The organism is Streptomyces sp. NPDC088733 (assembly GCF_044751185.1).
Lineage (GTDB): Bacteria > Actinomycetota > Actinomycetes > Streptomycetales > Streptomycetaceae > Actinacidiphila.
This window is the reverse complement of record NZ_JBIVLH010000006.1, coordinates 75,461-95,860: the sequence shown is the minus strand read 5'-3', so window position 1 is coordinate 95,860 and position 20,400 is coordinate 75,461. Positions and strand designations below refer to the sequence as shown.

Here is a 20,400-nt window from a genome sequence, read left to right as displayed (position 1 = left end):
CCGCTCGAACGTCGGGGCGGCACGGCTGCAGGAGGCGTTCCTGACGGCCGTACCGGGGGCGGCCCGCCGCGGCCTCGGTACAGCAGATGCGGACGCGCAGAGCGCTGCGAGAAGCCGTCGCCGTCGCTCCCGCCTGACGGCTGGTGCTTCGACTGTCGTGAGGACGGAGCGGCCGCGGGGAGCGGGTCATGAACCGCGTGACGGCGGCCGGCCTCGCCACCGCTCCCTGCGCCTCCTGGCGCCTGCAGCGAGCAGACGGCCCCGAGCGAGCGGCTCCACAAGGCCGTCGCCCCGGTGGCGGCCGCCGACGTACGTGCCCGGCTACCACCTCCGCCCGCCCTTCACCCTCTCGCCCTCATCCGGCTCCACCTGCATCGCCGTTGCCCTGTACGGCGCTTCACTGAGGCGAATCGAGCGTCCCTTGACGATGACGGGTCGCTGCGAATGCAGCAGGTCAGCGATTCTCGGCAGCGCGGACGCCGGCTTGTGGGGGTGCGGCAGGGGAAAGCAGAAGGCCCTCGCTCCCTGTGTGGGTGAGGGCCTTCGTCACCTCGTGGAGTGGTCAGTTGTGCGTGCCATTCCACTCCCAACGGTCGAGCTCGATGCCGGACTGACCCCAGGGGGTGGAGTAGACGGCGTCACCGTTGCCCGAGGTGCGCAGGTAGTTCGGAGACAATCCGCCTCCGACCGTGAGTTCGTTGTTGTCGCCGTTCCACATCTGCCCGCTGTCGTAGATGCCATTGCAGGGGCTCGTCCAGACGGCGTTCGTGTCTGTCTTGAAGTCCGTGGTGAGGCACCGCTCGTCGTTGCGGTACCAGGTCTTCAGCTGGCGGTAGGTGACCCTGGTGATGTAGTCGGTATACGAATCGCCCCAGTACCAGGCGACGGTTGACCCGCTGCAGGGGCCCGACCAGACGTTGCTGGTCGTGTCGGAGTAGGTGAGGCAGTTGCCCTCGTAGACGTTCTGGTACACCCATCGGGTCGTCGTCGCGGACGCGGTGGACATAGAGCCCGTGATGGCGAGCATGAGGGCGGCGAGTCCCATGGGCACGGTCAGGCGCAGGGTCTTCAGAGATTTCATGATCGCGAGGATTGGGGGCTGAAGCGTTAACCATATGAATCAAGCATGAACACGCCATGTCTCAGCGGTCACGCTCTCGCCATGCCCACGCCAGCTAATGGCTTCCAGGCTCAACAGCACCTTCAGTGGTCGCCTGCTGCCCCGATGCCTGCCGCCAGAGCGGCCGTCAAGACGAAGACCGGCACGGACTCCGCCGGCTCCTCCGCCTCGACCCTGCCGCGCCAGGGCCTCGACGCTCAGCGCATACGGATGCGCCGTCGATGGCCCTGCTCGCCCCCTGGTGGGGACGAGGGCCATCGCGCAGCAGGGCGCAACGTCGCCACGCCTGGCGCCTATACCAAATCGAAACCATGGACACAGACTCCTGTGCAACCCTCCGCAGTGCTGCGGGAGTGATGGATGGCGAGCGGTGCGCCGTCGGAGAGCGGCAGCGGCTCCACGCACATGAGCTTTGCCGACCGAGGAGGAGACTCGAGTTGTCCGGAATCAGAAGTGCCTCGATAGCGGCCGCGCTGCTGGGCTGCACCCTGTTGCTCTCGGGGTGCACCGATTCCTCCGGGTCCGGGTCCGACTCCGCCGCCGGCACGACCGCTTCGGCCTCGCCGCAGTCCTCGGCCTCCGCCACGGCGGACCCTTCCAGTGAGCCCTCGCCTTCGGCGTCGTCCTCCAGCGCGGCCGCCACGGCCTCGGCGTCGACATCGACACGGCCTGCGACTCCCCCGCCGACGTCGAAGCACACCACCGCCCCGGTCAAGGTCCCGCAGGCGCCTGCCTCCGTCCCCGGCTGCCGCAATCTGGCCGTCAGCGGCGAGGTCAAGGCCGCGGTGACGCGGGCCTACCAGCGCAGTTACCCCCGCTTCGTCCACATCGCGCCCGCGCCCGGCCGGTTCTTCTACGGCCAGTGCGGCACCGTCCGCTACGCCGCCACCCCGTTTGACCCCACGTCCGGGGCCAACGAGGGTGAGCTCGTGAACCTGCAGGACGAGGGCAGCGCCATGAAGTACTTCCGCGCCACCACGGGGAGCGACTGGAGCTACTTCGCCTCCGACGGCTTCCCCGCGAGCCCTCACGGCTGCGCCGAGATCCTGCAGATCCCGGACGCCCTGATCGCCGCCTGGAGGAACTGCTCCGTCACGGGCTGACGTACGGGACGACGACCGACGCGCGCACTCCGCCAGGCGCGGGTGCGCGGCGTCGGCACGATCGCGCCGGGGGCCTCAGCGCACCGGGTGACACCGGTAGCGCGCATCCGGTGGCCCGAACAGCAGCCCGTTCTCATCGAGGGCGTTGAAGACCGTGAGTTGGCCGCGGGGAAAGCGGAAGCCGACGGCGACTGTCCCCAGGGCCATGTCGTTCCCGGTCCATTCGAGGAGCTGTACGTCCTGAAGGATCTGGCCCTGGAGGGCCTGGAGTTCGCCGCGCGCGTCGTGGCGCCACCGAAGGTCGAAATCGGGCCGGACGACCGGCTGATGGGGGTCCGCCGAATTCCACGTGATCGAGACGTCGTCGAATTTTTGGTGGTTGATCTCCACCTGCTCCCCGGTGAAGTCGAGCAGGACCGGGCAGTCGGCGAACCACTCGTCGTCCTGGACGTCCCAGACCAGCCAGACGCGGGCCAGCGGGCGGCCGATGAGCGCCGCCAATCGTGCGCCGTGGCGTGCCGCGACCGATGGGTGGCCGTTCAGCCAGTCGGGCCGGTAGCCGTCGATCCCGAAGTCGAACACCTCGCTCATCTCCTCCCGCCCGCGAGCCATTCCGCGGTCCGCTGCTTGAACTCGCGGTTGACGTAGAAGCTGTCCTGATCCCTGATCCACTCCAGGTGCCGCAGGACGTTCTGCGAGCGGTAGGGGTGGCGCACCGCCAGTACGTCGACGCCGGTTTCGCCCGTCGAGGCCTGGAGGTACACGCTGCTGTCGAGCGCCATCATGGCGAAGCCGGGGTGGCCCGCGCGTACGCCGAGGAAGGCCGATGACGCGCCGCGCCCCATGATGTCCCAGTCCGCGAGCAGCCGGACCCGGGTCCACGCGGGCAGGCGGACGTCGCCGCTGTCGCCGTGCATGTCCCGCAGGACGGCCTGGTGGGTCCGGGCGCCCTGCGGGAGCTGGACGAGGAATTCACGCCGCCGGTCGAGGAGGCCCGAGGAGACGGCGAGGTCGTACCAGTCCTGATTGAGGCGTTCCACGAGCCGAGGGGTGTCGTACCGGTGGGAGAAGGCGCCGTCCACGTCCTCGGCCTCGTATCCGACGACGAACGGCATCGTGCCCTCCGGCACGGCGTCCGGAATCACTTCGAGGCCGGCCCGCCGCAGCGACCGGTGCACCTTGCGTTCGCGTTCGCGGATGCCCATCGATGGCTCAGCTCCGCGAGGCGTCCTGGAGGAGCCGGCCGACCACGGCCGCGGCCTGCTCCGGGTGGCCCTCCAGCCAGTTGCCGAGGTACTCCCGGACGGCCTCACTGACGCAGGCGGACACCGCGGTATTGCCCAGCAGGCTGCGCGTGGCACCCGGGAATTCCGGCCTGGCCAGCTTCACCGACACGACCGCCGTGAGACCCTGGCCGATGCGTGCGGCGCCGAGGTCGGGATCCGTCGGCGACAGCAGTCGCCGCTCCCGGGCGTACGCGTGGAGCGCGGCCGCCATCCCCTCACGGAAGCCGGTCACATGCGTGCCACCCTCAGATGTGGGCCGGCTGTTGGCGAAGCTGCGCAGCCGCTTTTCGTCAGAGGCGCACCACCGCAGTGCTACCTCCGCCCGCCCCTCCATGCGCTCGTCCTCCCACTCGAAGGCGATGACGTCGGGGTGTACGGGCCTCCGCCTCGGCGCGTCGAGGAAGGCGACGAAGTCCCGTGCCCCGCCCGGGAACCGGAAGCGCTCCGATCGGGGTTCGCCCGGAACGCGCGCGTCGGTCAAGGAGATCGCCAGGCACCGGTTCAGAAAGGCCAGTTCTCTGAATCGGTCCGCCAACACCGTGAACGAGCACTCCACGGTCTGGAAGATGTCCGCGTCCGGCCAGAAGGTGATGGTGGTCCCGCTGCCCATCGCCTCCCCCACGGCGGTGGGCGGGGCTACCGGGACGCCACGCACGTACTCCTGGACCCAACGGGTCCCGTCGCACCGCACCTCGGCCGTCAGACGACTCGACAGGGCGTTGGTGACGCAGGGCCCCACTCCGACCATGTCCAGTTCCGCGTGGACGCGACCGCCGGATCCCATCCTGGCATGCATGCTGGTCAGCGGAGCTTCCAGCTCGACGGGGAGCCTCGGCCCGTCGTCGGCGACGCTCACGCCGCCGTCCGGCGCGAGGGCGACGTGGACGGAAGTGGCCCGGCCGGCCAGCACCTCGTTCACCGCCAGGCCCACCACCTCGAACACCGCCTGATGCAGGCCCCGTTCGCCGGTCGAGCCGACGTACATCCCGGGCCGCGCCCGAACGGCCTCCCACAAGTGCAGCACCGTGATGTCGCTTGCGTTGTACCTCTTGGCGTCCTCAGTCACCAAATCCCCCTGCGACCGTGTCCAACAGTGCCGCCAAGCCTAGGCGATTAACGGGAAAGCCGCAGGTCAGAGCCGCTTTACAAAGGGCACGCAGAGGCGGGTGACCGCCTGCCCGCATACGGTTGGCCCTGGGAGTCACGGGACAGCCGAGAAGCCGGCCGCACCCCGGCCGAGGCCGCGCACGACCCCTTCCAGGGGTACGCCGGGGCCTCTGATTTACGGGTCCGCCTTGGGAGGATGGCGAGATGGGCGATCTGCTGTGGGACGACGTCGCGTGGCTGCTCGATCCGGCCGACTGGGGCTACCTCCCCGACGTGTTCGTCGAGGACACGACGACGGCGGACTGGCAGGCCGTGCTCGACCTGATCCGCGAACGGGGCTGGGCCTTCGAGTACGCCGAGGGCACCGCGGTGTTGCCGTTGCCCCGAGCCGAGGCGGTGCTGTCCCGTTCGGCCGACGCCGAGTGCCCCAGCCTGCGGGTGTGGCCGCACCCCGAGGTCCGGGCGATCTTCCGGTTCCTCGGGGACGAGCAGATCGACTTCGACGTCGACGTCCGGGAACTCCAGGGACAGGAGCGGCTGGACATCCTGTGCGGGTTCCTGACCGCGATCGGACGGCGGCTGGGCAGGTCGGTACCGCTGTTCCCCGAGGGCGGCGGCACGGAACCACTGCTCGGGTACGACATCGCCGCCGACCGGGTCAGGGTGCTGTGGTCGCCACCGGACCGAGAATGCGCACACAAGCCCGGCGACATCGCCGATCCTCCCGGGATACTGGGCGCCCATGGATGAGGTCGAAGTCGTCGTCGCCCACTCCGAGCGCGCGACCCTGCGGGTCGGCGACGTGTTCCTGAAGGTGGACACCGACCGGGCGCGCACCGACGTCGAGGTCCAGGCGATGGCCTTGGTACCAGTCCCGACGCCAGAGGTCCTGTGGCGCAAGCCGCCCGTGCTCGCGATCGCCGCCGTCCCGGGGACGGTGCTCGGCCGTCTCGGTGAGCCGTCGACCGCGTCGCCGGCGGCGTGGGCCGCGGCGGGTGCCGCCGTCCGGCGGTTGCACGAGGCCCCGTTGCCGCCCTGGTCCGGCCGGCGCCGCCGGAGCCCCGACGAGTTGGCGGCGGAACTCGACGCCGAGTGCGCGTCGCTCGTGACGAACGGCGTCCTGCCCGCCGGCCTCGTCACCCGCAACCGCCAGGTCGCCGAGGCCGCGATCCGGCCGTGGACCCAGGTGTTCACCCACGGCGACCTGCAGATCGAGCACGTCTTCGTCGACGGCGACGAGGTCACCGGCATCATCGACTGGTCGGAGGCGGGCCCGGGTGATGCCCTGTTCGACCTCGCCACCCTGACGCTCGGACACGAGGAACACCTCGGCGACGTCGTCGCCGGTTACGGCACGGACGTCGACATCGACGTGATCCGCGCGTGGTGGTCGCTGCGAAGCCTGCTGGGGGTTCGCTGGCTGGTCGAGCACGGCTTCGACCCGTTCGCGCCGGGCTGCGAGGTCGACGTGCTGAGATCCCGGACGTGACCGTGTGGCAGCCTGCTGCCATGCTGGCGGAGGTACGAGAACGTGCCGGTCGTCACGACGCCGTCCCGTTCCCCTACGCCTTGCCCGACGAGGGCTCAGGCCTGGAACGAACCGTCCATAGGCACGGTCTCCGCGCTGCCGCGCCGCGCTAGACACGGATGACGACCTGCCGCAGCGGATGCCCGAGCGCGTCCGCGACGGTGGCCAGTTCGGCGTCGGTCAGCCAGGACCGGTTCGGGTACAGCACCTCGATCCGGAACCGCGCGAACCCCATCGGCCAGTCGTACACCAGGTCGTTGAGCGACGTGTCGACCTGACAACAGGGAAGGGTCGTCACGAGCGTCGGGAAGCCCTCGTCGTAGCGCTCCGAGACAGCCTCGCCCCACCAACCGGAGGGGCACTCCGCACCGCAGTGCGGACAGGAGATGCTCGTCAGGTGGGAGCCGCACCAGACGACTTCGACGCTGTCGTGCCACGCGGTGGCCAGGCCGCGCCGGGCATCGTCGTCGGGAAGCATCCGCGACAACGCTGCCGCAGCGCGATCCGCCGCGTCCTTGCCCGGCTGCCAGTACGGGTCGGTCGGGATCACCGTCAGGTAGTTGTCGCTCATCGGCCGCCCATCCGCTCCTCGCCCTCGTCGACCGGCCCCGCGAACGACGTAACGACGCAGCGGCGTCCGCGCTTTACGTGACAGTGGATCACGGACGACACTGGAGCACCGCACGGCCGCCCGAGTGCCCTGACCCACGCAACCGGCCCGGGAGGCCGTCGGCGCACGCCCATCCTCGTGAGACGGTGCCCCACTCCGGCTCGACTTCCGGCGAAGGACGCCCATGCGACGCTCCACCCTGCTGACCCGCGGCTTCGGCGCTACCGCCCTCGTGTGCGCCGCGGTCGCCCTGGCACTGGTCTTCGTACGCTACGACGCGCCCGCCCCGCGGTGGGACATCCTGACGGCGCTCGGGGCGTCCGCGGTCGCCGCCGGGGCCTGGGTGGTCGCCTGCCGCCTGGCGCCGCCTCTGGGCCTGGCGCCCTCCGCCCCGCTGCCGTCCGCACCGCCGCCCGTGCCGCGCAAACTGCCCATGCCGGCCCGGGACGCCGGGCGCGCGACGGGGGCCGTGCTCCTCATCGTCACGCCGCTCTTCCTCACGCGGCTGGCCGCCGGGACCGGCGGGGTGCTCTCCGGCGTGCTGATCATCCTCGTCCTCGTCCTGACGGCGAAGACGCTCCAGTTCGCCCGCCGCCGGACCAGGCAGGGCGACGTCCGCGCCAAGATGCGTGTGCTGTCCGAGGACGCGGGCCGGGGCGGGCTGCACGCCGTGCGCGTCCGGGTCGGGGAGCCGGTGCGGATGCGCTACCTCAAGCGCGGTGACAAGCCGGGCGAGTTGGACGTCACGCAGTTCCACTGGATCGTCCTGAAGGAGGGCGACCAGGAGATCAGACTCGCCGGGCACAACGAGGAGCTGGGCCGGGCGGTCCTGCGCCTCGGCGGCCAGGACGGCTGGCTCTGCTGGCCGGAGCGGTGGAAGCTGATCGAAGACGAACTGCCCGCGGCGTTCGTCGCCGACAGCGGTGAGACGGTCGTGGGTCTCACGGACCCGGACGAGGCACGCCCCTACCTCAAGGCCGCCTCGCGTCCCGACGCCGCCGACCGCGCCGTACGCCGCGTGCCGCGCACCGCCAAGTTCTCCGCACCGGTGCACGGACCCATCCTCGGCGGTGCCCTCCTCGCGGCCGCGATCGCCGCGCCCGTCCTCTGGTTCGGGCCCGACGGGCTGCCCTGGTTCGTCACCTGGCTGCTGTGCGCCCTGGCGTCGGCGGCGGTCGTCCAGCTGCCGCTGCGCGGGGTCGCCGCGGCGAGCCGGGCGCTTCCGCAGGGCCCGGCCTGGACCGTGCAGGAGGAGTCGGACCCGGCCATCGCGTGACCCGGGAGGCGCGGTCTGGGGAAGCGACCGCGGACACGTTCAGGCCGGACGGGTGTGCTCGCGCCGGAAGCGGGCGGGTGTCGTGCCGAGGTGGGCCCGGAAAGCCCGTGAGAACGCGGACTCGGAGTAGTAGCCGACCTGCCCGGCGACGCTCGCGACGGTCGCGTCGGTGGCGGTGAGCAGTTCCGCCGCGGTCATCAGCCGTGCGCGGGTGAGGAAGGCGCCCACGGTCGTTCCGGTCTCCTGGGTGAAGTGGCGCAGGAAGGTGGCGCGGGACATGGCGGCCGTGCGGCTGAGCCGTTCGATCGTCCAGTCGGCTCCGGGGTCGTTGAGCATGCCCTCGACGGCCGCCGCGATGCGGCCGTCGGCCGCCGCGGTCCACAGGGTGGTCCGTGTGGTGTCGCCGCGCGCGGTGCGCAGCACCATCGCCAGCAGCACGGTGCACAGGGCGGAGAGGATCGCCGCGGTGCCCTCGCCCTCGCGGCGCGCCTCACCGCGCATCAGGGCGCTGAGCATGCGCAGCACCTCGTCGCTCTCCGCCGACTGCCCGAAGGAGACGTGCACGGGGTCGGGCAGGCTCGCGAACAGCAGTGCGCCCGTGCCGGCGTCGAAGGTGTAGTGCCCGCAGAACAGGTCGATGACGGGCTCCCCGCCGTGCTCGCTGCGGGTGGTCGTGAAGACGTCGCCGGGCGTCTCCGCCGTCCCCACCTGGTCGCCTTCGCCCTCGGTGATCACCCGGTGCGGCGTGCCGCTCGGGATCATCACCACGTCCCCGGGGCGCAGGTCGAGCAGGACCGTGCCCACCTGCAGCTGACAGGTGCCTTCCAGCAGCACGTGGAAGGGCGCCTCCAGCTCGCCGTGGGGCGGCACCTCCATCCTGGTGCCGGCCCCGAGCAGGCAGTGCTTGTCGAGGTCGGCCCTGAGCCGGGCCAGGCGCAGCAGTCGGCTGACTGAGTCCACGGTGAGACTTTCGGGCAGGACAGTGAGACGGCCGAGTCTATTTGCCCCGGTGGCCGGATCGCAGACTCGACGCATGGAGATCACCACAGCACTCACCGCGGATGTCCTGGTCATCGGTTTCGGCAAGGGGGGCAAGACCGCCGCTCACGCGCTCGCCGGGGCCGGCCGCAGGGTGGTCCTGGTCGAGCGGTCCGAGAACATGTACGGCGGGACCTGCCCGAACGTCGGCTGCGTGCCGACGAAGATGCTCGTCCACTACGCCGGGACCAAACGCCCGGGGGACGACGCACAGGAGTTCTTCGCCCGCTCGGTCGCCGGCGTCCGTGCGCTGACCAGCGCTTTCCGCGCCGGCAACTTCGAGGCCCTCAACGGCAGGGACACCGCGACGGTCATCACCGGCACGGCCCGGTTCATCAACCCGTACACCGTCGCTGTCGGGGAGGGACCGGACGTCATCACCGTCACCGCCCCCACGATCCTGGTCAACACCGGGTCGGAGCCGGTGATCCCCCCGGTTCCCGGCCTCGCGAGCAGCTCCCATCTGGTCTCCAGCACGGAGCTCACCCGCACGCAGAACCTGCCCGAGCGTCTCGTGGTCCTGGGAGGCGGATACCTCGGCCTCGAGTTCGCGGGGATCTACCGGCGCTTCGGCAGCGAGGTGACGGTCCTCGAAGCTGCCGACCGGCTCCTGCCGCGGGAGGACGAGGACATCGCCGGGGCCGTCGAGGAGATCCTCACCGGCGACGGTATCCGCGTCGTCACCGGCGCGAACGTCACCGAGGTGCGGGACAGCGGCGCCGTCTCGACCGTCGTCTACGAGAAGGACGGGCGGACCCACACCGTCGAGGCCTCCGCCCTGCTGCCCGCCACCGGGCGCCGGCCCGTCACGGACGGCCTCCGGCTCGACGCCGCCGGTGTCCGCACCGCGCCGAGCGGCGCGATCGTGGTCGACGAGTTCCTGCGCAGCAGCCGGCCGCACATCTACGCACTCGGCGACGTCAACGGAGGTGAGCAGTTCACCTACATCTCCCTGGACGACGCGCGCATCGTCCTGGACCAGCTTCTGGGCGAGGGCAAGCGCTCCACGAGCGACCGCAGGGCAGTGCCCCACACCCTGTTCATCACACCCCCGCTGGCCACGGTGGGACTCACCGAGAGCCAGGCGCGCTCGCGGGGGTTGGACATCAAGGTCTCGCGGGAGAGGGTCGCGGACATCGTGGCCATGCCCCGCGCCTACACGGTCGAGGAGACCCGCGGCGTCATGAAGTTCATCGTGGACCCGGACACCGACCTCGTCCTCGGGGCCGCCCTGCTCAGCATCGACGCGCAGGAGATCGTCAACACCGTCGCGCTGGCCATGCGGCACGGCATCACGGCCACGCAGCTCCGCGACGCGATCTACACCCACCCGAGCTCGACCGAAGCCCTCAACGAGGTCTTCGACAAGGTCCTCACCTGACGTCGACGGACATGCGCGCCGGGGCAGGATGCAACCACCGCCCGACCATGAGACAAATGGGACCAACCGGCCAGTCTTCCGGAAGAGAAAAGAACCATGCAGCAGAAGAGCAGGCCCTTCGACATCGCCAAAGTGCGGATGCACCGGCGCGAACTCGCCGACGGCGTGTACGCGGTCATGGCGGCGGATGTCGAGGAAACCGACCACACCGCGACCAACGCCGGTTTCGTCGTCGGCGATTCGGGAGTGCTGGTGGTCGAATCACTGAGCAACGGCCGCTTGGCGTCCCAGGTCATCGGCGCGGTGCGCGCAGTGACCTCGCTGCCCATCCGGTTCCTGGTCAACACCAGTTTCCACGGCGATCACTGCTTCGGGAATTTCGCCTTCCCGTCGCAGACGGTGATCATCCACCATGAGGCGACCAAGCGTGCGATCGACGAGCGCTTCGAGCAGGACCGCGCCTTCATGATCGACCTGCTCGGCGCGAACGTCGGCATCGAGGAGGTGGTCTCCCGCTCGGCGGACATCGCGGTGTCCGGGGCCTGCTCCGTGGACCTGGGAGGCAAGCATGTGGACATCGAGCACATCGGCTTCGCCCAGACGGACGGCGACCTGGTCGTCCGCATGCGTGAGGACAACGTCGTCTTCGTCGGGAACATGCTGCAGGCCCCTCCCCCGGCCTTCCCGTGGCTGCTGGAGGGGCGGGCCGACGAGGCGCTCGCCACCTACCGCCGCCTCTACGAGCTCCTCGACGACGGCACCCTGATCGTGCCGGGCCACGGCCGGCCCATGCGCCGTGCCGACGTCCTGCACTCGATCGCCTACCTCGAGGAGCTGACCGGCCTGGCGCGGGAGGCCCAGGGCAAGGGACTGTCCGCCGACCAGGTCCGCGAAGCGCTCGGGATGAAGGAGTACAGCGACTACAGCATGTACGAGTCCATCCACTTCGAGGTCAACGTCCCGGCGGTGCTGAACGCGCAATGAGCAGCGTGCGCATGACGGCACGGCACCAGGGGCCGCCCGAGGCGGCACCCTGACCCGCCGCCTCGCCCGGCCTCCGGTCAGGTGTCCGCGCGGGCGCCCCGTGTGGCGCCCGCCGACGCGGCCACCACGCACACCACCGCGATCCACTGGGTCCAGCGCAGTGACTCCTGGAGGACGACCAGGCCGATGAGGGCCGCCATCGCCGGTTCGAGGCTCATCAGGATGCCGAAGACGCGCGGCGGCATCCTGCGCAGGGCCTCCAGGTCCAGCGAGTACGGGATCACCGAGGACAGCAGTCCCACGCCGAGCCCCGCGAGCAGGACCCACGGCTGGACGAGCGCCGCGCCGCTGTCGGCGACGCCGAACGGCAGGGCGACCAGGGCCCCGACGGCCATGCCCAGGGCCAGGCCGCCGCCTTCCGTCGTGTGGCGGCCCAGGGCCGCGCCTACCAGGACGTACAGTCCCCAGCACGCTCCCGCGGCGAGGGCGAACAGCACGCCGAGGGGGTCGAGGCCGCCACTGCCGTCCGTCAGCAGGAGGACACCGCCTGCCGCGAGCAGCACCCACAGGGCGTCCAACCATCGCCGCGACCCGGCCAGCGCCACCGTGAGCGGGCCGAGGAACTCGACGGTCACCGCGATCCCCAGTGGGATCCGGGCCAGCGACAGGTAGAAGCAGAGGTTCATCGTGCCGAGGGTCACGCCGTAGCCGAGCACCACCGCCCAGGTGCGGCGGCTCATGCGCGGCGAGGGCCGCCAGACCGCGAGCAGCACCGCCGCCGCGAAGCACAGGCGCAGGGCGACGGTTCCGAAGCTGCCCACCGCGTCGAAGAGGTTCTTGGCCAGTGCCGAGCCGAGTTGGACGCTGACGATGCCGAGCAGGACCAGTCCCGTGGGCGGGATCGCACCGAAGGCCCGTCCGATCGGCGCGGTCGGGGAGGTTTCGGGGGAGGACGGGTCACGGCTGCTCGCGTCGGCGTTCATGGTGGCCACGCCATGGATTTTCGGCGATCGGGCGCTCCACGTCACGTGGTTTCCGGCCCGGCTTCGCGACCGCCCCGCCTGCCGCCTCCAGCACAGGATGCCCGGCACCCGATATGCTTGACCAGTCAACGACCAGGCGGGAAGTCCGGAGTTGACCTCGCTTTGGCGTTCGCCAGTGTTGCGACATCCCCCTTTGCCCGGGACGTTCGAGCACTGCCTACCGTGGGAGAAAAATTGACATATAAGGTCATTCAGTGGGGTGCCGGCGACAACGGGCAGGCCCTCATTCGCGCTGTCGCTCGCCATCGCGATCTCGAACTGGTCGGCTGCAAGGTCTGGAGTCCCGCGAAGGACGGCGTCGACGCCGGTGTCATCGCGGGCATCGAGCCGATCGGTGTCCTCGCGACCACCGATCGCGAGGAACTGCTCCGCACGGACGCGGACGTCGTGCTCTTCTGCACCCGCCTGCGCCCGGACGAGATGGACGCCAACGACCAGGACATCGCCGACCTCCTCCGGTCGGGCAAGAACGTCATCTCCGTGACGGGCCAGCACTCGATGCCGTCCGCGATACCCGGTTACGCGGAGAAGTTCGAGGAGGCGTGCCGCGAGGGCGGTTCGACCTTCACCGGCGCCGGCCTCAACCCGAACTTCATCGCCTCCCGGCTGGCCCCGACCATCACGGGCCTGTGCGCGGACGTGGAGTCCCTCCACATCCGCGAGACCTACTCCGTGGCCGACGACGGACCGGAGATCGTCTTCACCGCGGTCAACTTCGGCGCGAAGCTGGAGGACTGGCACGAGGGCACGGCCCTCAAGCAGCAACTCGACCACCTCTTCGTCCAGTTGACCCACAACGTGGCGCACTCCCTGGACATGGAGCTGAAGACCGTCGAGATGAGCACGGAGCTCACGCCCGCGCATCGCGACATCGAGATCGCGGCAGGGCTCATCGCCGAGGGCACCGTCGCCGTGGTCACGCTCACCTACGCGGGTGTTCCGGTCGACCCCGACCAGATCCGGATCACCGTGCAGGTGCGCTGGGCCGTCTCCGACGACATCCCGGGCGTCCCGATCACCTCGGGCTGGCGCGTCAAGGTCGAGGGCAAGCCCAGTCTGGTGATGGAGATGCGCCCGGACCCGGCGGAGGACCGGACCTACCACCCCGAGACGATGGTCGGTTCCGCGATCCCCGTCATTCCCGAGGTGATCAACGCGGAGCCCGGCCTCCTGCTGCCGCACGTCTACGGCGCGTACAAGCGCCGTTTCGTCGGGGCCTGATCACCTAGGCGGCCGCGGGCGCGTCGCGCCGGGGGACGACGGGCGGACCCGGCGCTCCCCCGGCGCGTCGCGGCCGCGGCGGCCGGAACGGCCGGCGCACCGGCGCACGGCCGGTTCACGACGTCAGCCCAGGTAGGCGTTCTTGGCCGCCATGACCGCCTTGGCGCTGTTCCAGCCGACCACGCCGACAGCCCGTCCGTCCTTCTCCGCGAGCATGACGAACTTCCGGGATTCCACGGTGCCCTCGATCAGCCGGACGTCCGCGTCCTCGGGCAGCGCGCCGAAGACCTGGATCCTGACGTCGTACTGGTCCGTCCAGAAGTACGGAACGGACCAGTAGGCGTCCTGGCCGCCGGTGATGTCCCCGGCGACGAACACGCCCTGCTGCACGGCGTTCGCCCGGTTCTCCAGACGGGGACCGACGCCGGTCCGGCCGTCCGACCAGCGGGCCACGTCCCCGACGGCGTGGACGCCGGCCGAGGCGCGGCCGCGTTCGTCGCAGACGATGCCGTCGTCCAGGACGAGGCCGCTGCCGACGAGCCAGTCGGTCGTGGGAACCGAGCCGATGGTCATCACCACGGCATCGGCGGGAACGGTCCCGCCGCCCCCGACACGCACGCCGGTGACCCACCCGTGGTCGTCGAGCAGCCCGTTGACGCGGGTGTCCATCAGCAGCCGCACACCGCGCTCGGCGTGGAGCCCGGACAGCTCCCGGCCGACGGCCGCACCTGTCTGACGCCACATCGGAGCCGGGTTCGGGTCGATCAAGGTGACGTTCAAGCCCATCTCCCGGGCTGTCGCGGCGACCTCGCACCCCAGCACTCCCGCCCCGATGACCGCCACGTCGCGGGCCGCGAGCAACTGCGCGCGCAGCCCGGCGGAGTCCTCCAGGGTGCGCAGGACCCACGCGCCCCGCAGCGCCCCGGTGCCCGGCAGGGTACGCGGTGTCAGGCCGGTCGCGAGGACGAGCCGGCCGTAGTCGAGCGTGCGGCCGTCCTCGAGGACGACGGCGTGCGCCTCGGCGTCCAGGCGCACGGCTCGGCAGCCCAGCAGGAATTCGGCGTCCAGCCGGTCCAGTTCCCGCCGGTCGCGCAGGCGCACCCGCTCCTCTCCCCAGGCCCCCGAGAGGACCTTCTTGGAGAGCGGCGGCCGGTCGTAGGGGAGGTGGGTCTCCGCCCCCACGACCCGGACCGTGCCGCGGAAGCCTCTGCTGCGCAGCGTCTCCACGGTCGTCAGCCCGCCGACCGACGCGCCGACCACCAGCACGTCGGCGGTCACGGGTGCAGCGACTCCGCCAGCCGGATGGCGGCGGCGGGGCAGATCGTCGCGGCTGTGCGCACCCGGTCGAACTCCGCCGCGGAAGGCTTCTCCTGAAGCAGGATCACGACCCCGTCGTCCTCCCGCTGGTCGAAGACCTCAGGTGCGGCCACGACACACTGGCCGCCGGCGACGCACTTGTCCTCTTCCACCGTAATGATCATGAATCGTCCTTCGAGAATGCGTACTGAGGACTCACCAGGCGACGGGCAGGGCGTCCAGGGTGTAGACGTTCGGGCCGAAGCGGTGGAAGGAGAGCTCCTCGGCGGGGACCGCGAGCCGCAGCCCCGGGAACCTGCGGAAGAGGGGGGCCAACGCCGTCTGCAGTTCCGCTCGGGCCAGGTGCTGCCCCGGGCACTGGTGGATGCCGGACCCGAAGGTCATGATCTGGATCGGTTCCCGGGTCAGGTCGAGGGTGTTCGGGTCCCCGGGGACCACCTCCGGATCGCGGTTGGCGTTCAGCGGCGAGGCCAGGACCCACTCGCCCGCCTTCACGACGTGGTCACCGATGGTGACGTCCTCGGTCGACATGCGGGGGAAGCCGCCCGAGACGCTCATGTAGCGGAGCAGTTCCTCGGCGGCGTCGGCCGTGGAGTGGGAGTCGTCGAGCAGCACGGCGAGTTGCTCGGGCTGCTGCATCAGCGCCAGGGCGCTGAGGGCGATCGTCGCCGCGGACGTCTCGTGCCCTGCGACGACCAGTGCGCTGACCATGCCGACGATCTCCTCGTCGCGGACCTCACCGTGACGCTGTGCCACCAGGGCGCCGATCAGGCCGTCGGTCGGATTCCTGTGGTTCTGGGCCACCAGGTCGCCGACGTAGTCGTTCAGGCGCATGAAGTTCTTGAAGGCCTCCTCCGGCGGCAGCGAGAAGTCGACGATGCCCGCGCACAGCCGGTTGAAGTTCCGGTGCTCGGAACCGGGGATGCCGAGTATCTCGCCGATCACGATGGAGGGCAGCGGGAGGGCGTACGCCTCGAACAGATCGACTCCCGGGCCGGCTTCCTCCACCTCGTCCAGCAGCTCCGAGACGATGGCCGCGATCCTGGGCCGCAGCTGCTCGACCCGCTTGGGCGTGAAGGAACCGGCGACCATACGGCGCAGACGGGCGTGGTCCGCGCCGCGGAAGCGGGGGAAGAAGCCGGGCAGCGCGCTGTCCATGGCTCCGTCCGGCGTGGGAATGAAGCTGTGGTCGAGACGCGGCTCGTTGTAGAGCGCCCGGACGTCGGCATAACGCGAGAACATCAGCACGTCGACCTCGCCGTACTCCCGCTCGACCATGCGGAGCCGGGTGGGCCCCTCGCGCCGGGCCATCTCCGCGAGCCGCTCGGAGGGGTCGAACGGACACCGGGCATCACGGTCCGTGACAGCGAACCCGCGCGTCAGTTTTTCAGGCATGTCGAGCTCCAAGCAGGTGCGGACCGGACGTATGCGGGCGCCCACGTCTCCCGGCCGCGGTCGCACGCCGGCACACGTGGCCGAACGGGTCGTGGATATGGGGCCCATGGCTTTCGGCCCGGCGAGGAAGCCGCACGCCGAACCGGCATGCCCCAGGCCCCATTTGCCGGATCCGGGATCATTCAAACATGAACTTGCTTGACGCGACAAGCGTATTCGGAGGCTGCGCCCCGATGCCGGAGAGAGAGGGGCGACAGTATCCTGCATACGATCAGTCCAACGGCTCGACACCGGAGGCGACATGGAGCATCTGGACCCCGAGGTGGTGCTGGGCATGACAGCCCGCGCACCCGACGGAGTAGTGATCATCGACCGCGAAGGACGCATCCGCTACTGGAACCACGGCGCGGAACGGATCTTCGGGTTCCCGGCGACCGAGGTCATCGGTCACAGCCTGGACGTGATCATCCCCGAGCGGCACCAGCAGCGGCACTGGGACGGCTTCCAGAAGTCCATGGCCACCGGCACCACCCGGTACGGGGACGACGACCTGCTCGCCGTCCCCGCGGTCGGCGCCGGAGGCAGGAAGCTGTCGATCGAGTTCAGCGTGGTGCTGCTGAACGACGCGGACGGGCAGCCGGGTTGGGTCGGAGCGGTCATCCGGGACGTCACCGAACGGCGCGCCAAGGAGAAGGATCTGTACGGGCAACTCGCCGCCGCCAAGGCGGCACAGGCGACATGAAACACGGGTGCCCCGCACGCGCGTCGCGTGCGGGGCACCGTTGCCGTACGGAGGGGGTCAGACGACCACGTTGCCCTCGTGCAGGGCGCGGATGGCGTCCGCGTCGTAGCCGAGGTCCGCCAGCACCTCGTCGGTGTGCTCACCGAGCAGCGGGGCGCCGATGATCTCGGGCTTGAAGCCGGAGAACTTGATCGGGCTGCCCACGGTCAGGTAGGTGCCGCGCTCCTTCTGCTCGACCTCGACGATCGTGCCGCTCTTGCGCATGTCGGGGTCGGCGGCCAGCTCCTTCATGCTCAGCACGGGCGCGCAGGGCACCTCCCACGTGCGGAGGATGTCGACGGCCTCGTACTTGGTCTTGTCGGCCAGCCACTTCTCGATCTCGGCGAAGATCTCGAAGATGTGCGACTGGCGGGCCTTGGCGGTCGTGTACTCCGGGTCCTCGACCCACTCGGGCCGGCCGATGGCCTCGGCGGTCCGCTTCCAGTTCTGCTCCTGGATGGTGAAGTAGATGTAGGCGTTGGGGTCGGTCTCCCAGCCCTTGCACTTCAGGATCCAGCCGGGCTGGCCGCCGCCGCCCGCGTTGCCGCCGCGCGGCACCGTGTCGCCGAACTCGCCGTTCGGGTACTGCGGGTACTCCTCCAGGTAGCCGACCTTCTCCAGGCGCTGCTGGTCGCGGAGCTTGACCCGGGTGAGGTTGAGGACGGCGTCCTGCATGGACACCGACACCTTCTGGCCCTGGCCGGTCGCGTTGCGCTGGATGATCGCGGTCAGCAGGCCGATCAGCAGGTGCATGCCCGTGTTGCTGTCGCCGAGGGCGGAGCCGCTGATGGTCGGCGGGCCGTCCCAGAAGCCCGTCGTGGAGGCGGCGCCGCCGGCGGCCTGGGCCACGTTCTCGTAGACCTTGAGGTCGTTCCAGGACGAGTCGTCGTTGAAGCCCTTGACCGAGCCGAAGATCAGGCGGGGGTTGAGCTCATGGATGTGGTCCCAGCCCAGGCCCATGCGGTCCATGGCGCCCGGCGCGAAGTTCTCGACCAGGATGTCGGCCTCGCGGATCAGCTTCTCCATGACCTCCTTGCCCTCGGCGGTCTTGGTGTTGATGGCCAGCGAGCGCTTGTTGCTGTTGAGCATCGTGAAGTAGAGCGCGTCGAGGTCGGGGATGTCGCGGAGCTGGTTGCGCGTCACGTCGCCGCCCTGGGGGCGCTCGACCTTGATGACGTCGGCGCCGAACCAGGCGAGCATCTGCGTGCACGCGGGACCGGCCTGGACCCCGGTGAAGTCGATCACCTTGATTCCGGCGAGCGGCTTGTCACTCATGGTGGCTTCCTTCTGGTGAATGTTCGCTGAGCGGGCATGGGCTGTGCGGGAGCTGGACGACTCGGGGGTTCGGGCGCTCACTTCTTCGCCGGCACGATGTTGCCGACGGTGATGCCCTTCGGGTTGAGGTGCGAGATGTGGCCGCTCTCGGTGCCCGCCGAGGGGTCGATCACGCAGTCGATGAGGGCCGGGCCGCCCGAGGCCAGGGCCTCGGTGAGGGCGGCGGTGACCTCGGCGGGGGTGGTCGCGCGGTAGCCCTTGCCGCCGAACGCCTCGATCATCAGCTCGTGGCGGGCGGCGGACATCAGGGTCGTCGGGGACGGGGCGTCGTCGAGGGGGTTGACGTCGTCGCCCCGGTAGACACCGCCGTTGTTCATAATCACGGTGACCACGGGCAGCTTGTAGCGGCAGATGGTCTCCAGCTCCATGCCGCTGAACCCGAAGGCGCTGTCGCCCTCCACGGCCACGACCGGCGCGCCGCTCTCGACGGCGGCGGCGATGGCGTAGCCCATGCCGATGCCCATGACGCCCCAGGTGCCGCTGTCCAGGCGGTGCCGCGGCACGTGCATGTCGATGACGTTGCGCGCGATGTCCAGGGCGTTGGCGCCCTCGTTGACGATGTACGTCTCGGGGCGCTCGCGCACCACGTCGCGCACCGCCTTCAGCGCGCCCATGAACTGCATGGGGTGCGGGTCGGCCTTCAGGCGCTCGGCCATCTTGGCGACGTTCTGCGCCGAGCGCGCCGCCAGCTCCTCGCGCCAGGCGGTGGGGGCGGCGATCTGGCCGGGCTTGGTCCGCTCGGCGAGCGCGTCGAGGACCGACTCGATGTCACCGACGAGCGGGGCGGCGATGGGCTGGTTGCTGTCCATCTCCCGGGGCTCGATGTCCACCTGGATGAACTTCGCGTCGGGGTTCCACTGCGGTGCCTCGCCATGGTTGAGCAGCCAGTTGAGGCGGGCGCCGACCAGCATCACGACGTCGGCCTTCTTCAGCGCCAGCGAACGGGCGGTTGCGGCCGACTGCGGGTGGTCGTCGGGCAGCAGGCCCTTGGCCATCGACATCGGCACGTAGGGGATGCCGGTGGACTCGATGAACTCCCGTACCTGGTCGTCCGCCTGCGCGTACGCGGCGCCCTTGCCGAGCACCACCAGCGGCCGCTGCGCGCCCGCCAGCAGCTCGATGGCGCGGTCCACCGCCTCGGGCGCGGGGATCTGGCGCGGCGCGGGGTCGACGAGGCGGCTGACCGTCCTCGCGCCCTCGTCGGCGTTCATGATGGAGCCGAGCACCGCGGCGGGTATGTCGAGATAGACACCGCCGGGGCGCCCGGAGATCGCGGTGCGCAGCGCGCGGGCGATGCCGCGGCCGATGTCCTCGACGCGGCTGACGCGGTAGGCGGCCTTGCAGAACTGCTGGGCGGCGGCGAGCTGGTCCATCTCCTCGTAGTCGCCCTGCTTGAGGTCGACGAGGTGGCGCTCGCTGGAGCCGGAGATCTGCACCATGGGGAAGCAGTTGGTGGTGGCGTTCGCGAGGGCGACCAGCCCGTTGAGGAAGCCCGGCGCGGACACCGTCAGGCACACGCCCGGCTTCTTCGTGAGGTAGCCGGCCGCCGCCGCCGCGTGTCCCGCGTTGCTCTCGTGGCGGAAGCCGATGTAGCGGATGCCCTGCGCCTGGGCGAGGCGGGCCAGGTCGGTGATCGGGATGCCGACCACCCCGTAGATGGTGTCGACGTCGTTGAGCTTGAGCGCGTCGACGACCAGGTGGTACCCGTCGGTGAGCTCGGCCGGAACGTCGGCGGTCGCCACGGTCTCCAGTGGTGAGGGGGCGGTCATGGTCCGAGGTCCTCCTTGGGCAGGTCATGCCGGTGCGGCTACTCGTCTCACCATCCGCAGCGCGCCCGCCCGCGTCCAAGACCTATCGGCGACCAGCCCATAAGCG

Annotated in this window: 20 protein-coding genes; 8 read left to right on the top strand and 12 right to left on the bottom strand. The window is 70.3% G+C overall.

Annotated elements, in window-relative coordinates; genetic code table 11:
- Nucleotides 1–562: 562 nt before the first annotated feature.
- Complete coding sequence (locus ACIP64_RS13120; RefSeq protein WP_401584974.1) at nucleotides 563–1,081, bottom strand: hypothetical protein; 519 nt, start codon at nucleotides 1,079–1,081, stop codon at nucleotides 563–565.
- A gap of 476 nt (nucleotides 1,082–1,557) precedes the next feature.
- On the opposite strand from ACIP64_RS13120, the gene ACIP64_RS13115 reads away from it, so the two are divergent.
- Complete coding sequence (locus ACIP64_RS13115) at nucleotides 1,558–2,223, top strand: hypothetical protein (RefSeq protein ID WP_401584971.1); 666 nt, start codon at nucleotides 1,558–1,560, stop codon at nucleotides 2,221–2,223.
- A 75-nt stretch (nucleotides 2,224–2,298) separates the two neighbouring features.
- Here ACIP64_RS13115 and ACIP64_RS13110 read toward each other — a convergent pair whose 3' ends face one another.
- The 3 genes from ACIP64_RS13110 to ACIP64_RS13100 are packed head-to-tail and all read right to left on the bottom strand — an operon-like array spanning nucleotide 2,299 to nucleotide 4,575.
- Nucleotides 2,299–2,814: a hypothetical protein gene (locus ACIP64_RS13110; RefSeq protein ID WP_401584968.1), complete on the bottom strand. Its 516-nt coding sequence runs from the start codon at nucleotides 2,812–2,814 to the stop codon at nucleotides 2,299–2,301.
- On the bottom strand, nucleotides 2,811–3,428 hold the full coding sequence (locus ACIP64_RS13105) for a hypothetical protein (RefSeq protein WP_401584965.1): 618 nt from the start codon (nucleotides 3,426–3,428) through the stop codon (nucleotides 2,811–2,813). The genes ACIP64_RS13110 and ACIP64_RS13105 overlap by 4 nt, the downstream gene beginning before the upstream one ends.
- Before the next feature lie 7 nt (nucleotides 3,429–3,435).
- Nucleotides 3,436–4,575 (bottom strand): DNA gyrase subunit B, encoded by a 1,140-nt coding sequence (locus tag ACIP64_RS13100; RefSeq protein ID WP_401584963.1) that lies wholly within the window; start codon nucleotides 4,573–4,575, stop codon nucleotides 3,436–3,438.
- 245 nt (nucleotides 4,576–4,820) lie between these two features.
- Between ACIP64_RS13100 and ACIP64_RS13095 the strand changes: the two genes are divergently transcribed.
- Together ACIP64_RS13095 and ACIP64_RS13090 are read left to right on the top strand one after the other, a co-directional pair.
- Nucleotides 4,821–5,366 carry a hypothetical protein gene (locus ACIP64_RS13095; RefSeq protein ID WP_401584961.1) on the top strand — a complete coding sequence of 182 codons (546 nt, stop codon included), beginning with the start codon at nucleotides 4,821–4,823 and terminating at the stop codon, nucleotides 5,364–5,366.
- Nucleotides 5,359–6,105 carry a phosphotransferase family protein gene (locus tag ACIP64_RS13090; RefSeq protein WP_401584958.1) on the top strand — a complete coding sequence of 249 codons (747 nt, stop codon included), beginning with the start codon at nucleotides 5,359–5,361 and terminating at the stop codon, nucleotides 6,103–6,105. Before ACIP64_RS13095 ends, ACIP64_RS13090 begins: the two co-directional genes overlap by 8 nt.
- A 148-nt stretch (nucleotides 6,106–6,253) precedes the next feature.
- On the opposite strand, the gene ACIP64_RS13085 is transcribed toward ACIP64_RS13090, so the two are convergent.
- Nucleotides 6,254–6,715 carry a hypothetical protein gene (locus ACIP64_RS13085; RefSeq protein WP_401584956.1) on the bottom strand — a complete coding sequence of 154 codons (462 nt, stop codon included), beginning with the start codon at nucleotides 6,713–6,715 and terminating at the stop codon, nucleotides 6,254–6,256.
- Nucleotides 6,716–6,938: 223 nt separating this feature from the next.
- On the opposite strand from ACIP64_RS13085, the gene ACIP64_RS13080 reads away from it, so the two are divergent.
- Entirely contained in the window at nucleotides 6,939–8,030 is a 1,092-nt protein-coding gene (locus tag ACIP64_RS13080) for a hypothetical protein (protein ID WP_401584953.1), read from the top strand.
- 39 nt (nucleotides 8,031–8,069) lie between these two features.
- Here the strand turns inward: ACIP64_RS13080 and ACIP64_RS13075 are convergent, their stop codons facing one another.
- Nucleotides 8,070–8,990, bottom strand: a complete 921-nt coding sequence (locus tag ACIP64_RS13075) for a cupin domain-containing protein (protein ID WP_401584951.1) — start codon at nucleotides 8,988–8,990, stop codon at nucleotides 8,070–8,072.
- 73 nt (nucleotides 8,991–9,063) lie between these two features.
- On the opposite strand from ACIP64_RS13075, the gene ACIP64_RS13070 reads away from it, so the two are divergent.
- Both ACIP64_RS13070 and ACIP64_RS13065 read left to right on the top strand, forming a co-directional pair.
- The gene (locus ACIP64_RS13070; protein ID WP_401584948.1) at nucleotides 9,064–10,449 is read left to right on the top strand and encodes an FAD-dependent oxidoreductase; all 1,386 of its coding nucleotides are present in this window, start codon (nucleotides 9,064–9,066) and stop codon (nucleotides 10,447–10,449) included.
- Between the two features lie 96 nt (nucleotides 10,450–10,545).
- The gene (locus tag ACIP64_RS13065; RefSeq protein WP_401584945.1) at nucleotides 10,546–11,433 is read left to right on the top strand and encodes an MBL fold metallo-hydrolase; all 888 of its coding nucleotides are present in this window, start codon (nucleotides 10,546–10,548) and stop codon (nucleotides 11,431–11,433) included.
- Between the two features lie 77 nt (nucleotides 11,434–11,510).
- Here the strand turns inward: ACIP64_RS13065 and ACIP64_RS13060 are convergent, their stop codons facing one another.
- Nucleotides 11,511–12,416, bottom strand: coding sequence for an EamA family transporter (locus ACIP64_RS13060; RefSeq protein WP_401585624.1), 906 nt, complete (start codon nucleotides 12,414–12,416; stop codon nucleotides 11,511–11,513).
- A 234-nt stretch (nucleotides 12,417–12,650) separates the two neighbouring features.
- Here ACIP64_RS13060 and ACIP64_RS13055 point away from each other — a divergent pair, with 234 nt between their 5' ends.
- On the top strand, nucleotides 12,651–13,697 hold the full coding sequence (locus ACIP64_RS13055; RefSeq protein ID WP_401584943.1) for a hypothetical protein: 1,047 nt from the start codon (nucleotides 12,651–12,653) through the stop codon (nucleotides 13,695–13,697).
- 123 nt (nucleotides 13,698–13,820) lie between these two features.
- Here the strand turns inward: ACIP64_RS13055 and ACIP64_RS13050 are convergent, their stop codons facing one another.
- Genes ACIP64_RS13050 through ACIP64_RS13040 form a run of 3 tightly spaced genes read right to left on the bottom strand, consistent with a single transcriptional unit; the run spans nucleotide 13,821 to nucleotide 16,409 of the window.
- Nucleotides 13,821–14,975 carry an NAD(P)/FAD-dependent oxidoreductase gene (locus ACIP64_RS13050; RefSeq protein WP_401584940.1) on the bottom strand — a complete coding sequence of 385 codons (1,155 nt, stop codon included), beginning with the start codon at nucleotides 14,973–14,975 and terminating at the stop codon, nucleotides 13,821–13,823.
- Nucleotides 14,972–15,178 carry a ferredoxin gene (locus ACIP64_RS13045; RefSeq protein ID WP_401584938.1) on the bottom strand — a complete coding sequence of 69 codons (207 nt, stop codon included), beginning with the start codon at nucleotides 15,176–15,178 and terminating at the stop codon, nucleotides 14,972–14,974. The genes ACIP64_RS13050 and ACIP64_RS13045 overlap by 4 nt, the downstream gene beginning before the upstream one ends.
- 31 nt (nucleotides 15,179–15,209) lie before the next feature.
- On the bottom strand, nucleotides 15,210–16,409 hold the full coding sequence (locus ACIP64_RS13040; RefSeq protein ID WP_401584935.1) for a cytochrome P450: 1,200 nt from the start codon (nucleotides 16,407–16,409) through the stop codon (nucleotides 15,210–15,212).
- 301 nt (nucleotides 16,410–16,710) lie between these two features.
- Between ACIP64_RS13040 and ACIP64_RS13035 the strand changes: the two genes are divergently transcribed.
- Nucleotides 16,711–17,151, top strand: coding sequence for a PAS domain-containing protein (locus tag ACIP64_RS13035; protein WP_401584932.1), 441 nt, complete (start codon nucleotides 16,711–16,713; stop codon nucleotides 17,149–17,151).
- Nucleotides 17,152–17,208: 57 nt separating this feature from the next.
- On the opposite strand, the gene frc is transcribed toward ACIP64_RS13035, so the two are convergent.
- Together frc and oxc are read right to left on the bottom strand one after the other, a co-directional pair.
- Entirely contained in the window at nucleotides 17,209–18,465 is a 1,257-nt protein-coding gene (gene frc / locus ACIP64_RS13030) for a formyl-CoA transferase (RefSeq protein WP_401584930.1), read from the bottom strand.
- Nucleotides 18,466–18,542: 77 nt separating this feature from the next.
- Nucleotides 18,543–20,294 (bottom strand): oxalyl-CoA decarboxylase, encoded by a 1,752-nt coding sequence (gene oxc, locus ACIP64_RS13025; RefSeq protein WP_401584927.1) that lies wholly within the window; start codon nucleotides 20,292–20,294, stop codon nucleotides 18,543–18,545.
- Nucleotides 20,295–20,400 lie beyond the last annotated feature (106 nt).

What these genes read in the sequence shown, in the direction of transcription:
- ACIP64_RS13070 (WP_401584948.1), top strand. Translation starts at nt 9,064, where the DNA reads ATGGAGATCACCACAGCACTCACCGCGGATGTCCTGGTCATCGGTTTC.
- ACIP64_RS13105 (WP_401584965.1), bottom strand. Translation starts at nt 3,428, where the DNA reads ATGGGCATCCGCGAACGCGAACGCAAGGTGCACCGGTCGCTGCGGCGG.
- ACIP64_RS13090 (WP_401584958.1), top strand. Translation starts at nt 5,359, where the DNA reads ATGGATGAGGTCGAAGTCGTCGTCGCCCACTCCGAGCGCGCGACCCTG.
- ACIP64_RS13060 (WP_401585624.1), bottom strand. Translation starts at nt 12,416, where the DNA reads ATGAACGCCGACGCGAGCAGCCGTGACCCGTCCTCCCCCGAAACCTCC.
- ACIP64_RS13110 (WP_401584968.1), bottom strand. Translation starts at nt 2,814, where the DNA reads ATGAGCGAGGTGTTCGACTTCGGGATCGACGGCTACCGGCCCGACTGG.
- ACIP64_RS13035 (WP_401584932.1), top strand. Translation starts at nt 16,711, where the DNA reads ATGGAGCATCTGGACCCCGAGGTGGTGCTGGGCATGACAGCCCGCGCA.
- ACIP64_RS13065 (WP_401584945.1), top strand. Translation starts at nt 10,546, where the DNA reads ATGCAGCAGAAGAGCAGGCCCTTCGACATCGCCAAAGTGCGGATGCAC.
- ACIP64_RS13085 (WP_401584956.1), bottom strand. Translation starts at nt 6,715, where the DNA reads ATGAGCGACAACTACCTGACGGTGATCCCGACCGACCCGTACTGGCAG.
- frc (WP_401584930.1), bottom strand. Translation starts at nt 18,465, where the DNA reads ATGAGTGACAAGCCGCTCGCCGGAATCAAGGTGATCGACTTCACCGGG.
- ACIP64_RS13120 (WP_401584974.1), bottom strand. Translation starts at nt 1,081, where the DNA reads ATGAAATCTCTGAAGACCCTGCGCCTGACCGTGCCCATGGGACTCGCC.
- ACIP64_RS13080 (WP_401584953.1), top strand. Translation starts at nt 6,939, where the DNA reads ATGCGACGCTCCACCCTGCTGACCCGCGGCTTCGGCGCTACCGCCCTC.
- oxc (WP_401584927.1), bottom strand. Translation starts at nt 20,294, where the DNA reads ATGACCGCCCCCTCACCACTGGAGACCGTGGCGACCGCCGACGTTCCG.
- ACIP64_RS13040 (WP_401584935.1), bottom strand. Translation starts at nt 16,409, where the DNA reads ATGCCTGAAAAACTGACGCGCGGGTTCGCTGTCACGGACCGTGATGCC.
- ACIP64_RS13045 (WP_401584938.1), bottom strand. Translation starts at nt 15,178, where the DNA reads ATGATCATTACGGTGGAAGAGGACAAGTGCGTCGCCGGCGGCCAGTGT.
- ACIP64_RS13095 (WP_401584961.1), top strand. Translation starts at nt 4,821, where the DNA reads ATGGGCGATCTGCTGTGGGACGACGTCGCGTGGCTGCTCGATCCGGCC.